Origin of the sequence: Myxococcus sp. CA056, from assembly GCF_013336715.1 — a bacterium.
Classification (GTDB): Bacteria; Myxococcota; Myxococcia; order Myxococcales; family Myxococcaceae; genus Myxococcus; species Myxococcus llanfairpwllgwyngyllgogerychwyrndrobwllllantysiliogogogochensis.
Genome location: NZ_JABUMT010000049.1, coordinates 1 through 540, shown reverse-complemented (window position 1 = coordinate 540; position 540 = coordinate 1). Strand labels below are relative to the sequence as shown.

Annotated in this window: 1 protein-coding gene; it reads left to right on the top strand. The window is 62.6% G+C overall.

Annotated elements, in window-relative coordinates; all coding sequences use genetic code 11:
* Window positions 1-540, top strand: a 540-nt coding sequence (locus HUA76_RS44785) for a condensation domain-containing protein (RefSeq protein WP_254614920.1), incomplete at both ends; no start/stop codon positions are given.

Below are 540 nucleotides of genomic sequence, written 5' to 3'. Positions count from 1 at the left end.
TCGACTCCAAGCAGTCCTTCCGTCAGTTGCTCTCCCAGGTGCGCACGTCCACTCTGGCCGCCTACGAGCACCAGGACGTCCCCTTCGAGAAGCTCGTCGAGGAGCTTCAGCCTCAGCGTGACCTGAGCCGCTCACCGCTCTTCCAGGTCACCCTCACCCTACAGAACGCTCCTGAAGAGGAACTCGAGCTCCCGGGTCTCACCCTCAGCGGGCTGGCTCCCAGCATCGAGACGGCGAAGTACGACTTCAGCCTCCTGCTCGAAGAAGGCATCAACGGCTTCGCGGGTGTCTTCAACTACAACACCGACCTCTTCGACGCGGCGACCATGGAGCGTCTCGCGCGTCACTACCTCGTGTTGCTCGAAGCGCTGACCGCTTCGCCTGATGCACAGCTCGGCCTGATTCCTCTACTTACGTTGGCGGAGAAGCAGCAGGTCCTCGCGGGTTGGAATGGCGTTGTCAGTGATTACCCGCGCGACGCATCCATCCCTTCGCTCTTCGCTCAGCAGGCCGCGCGCACGCCTGATGCTGTCGCCGTTG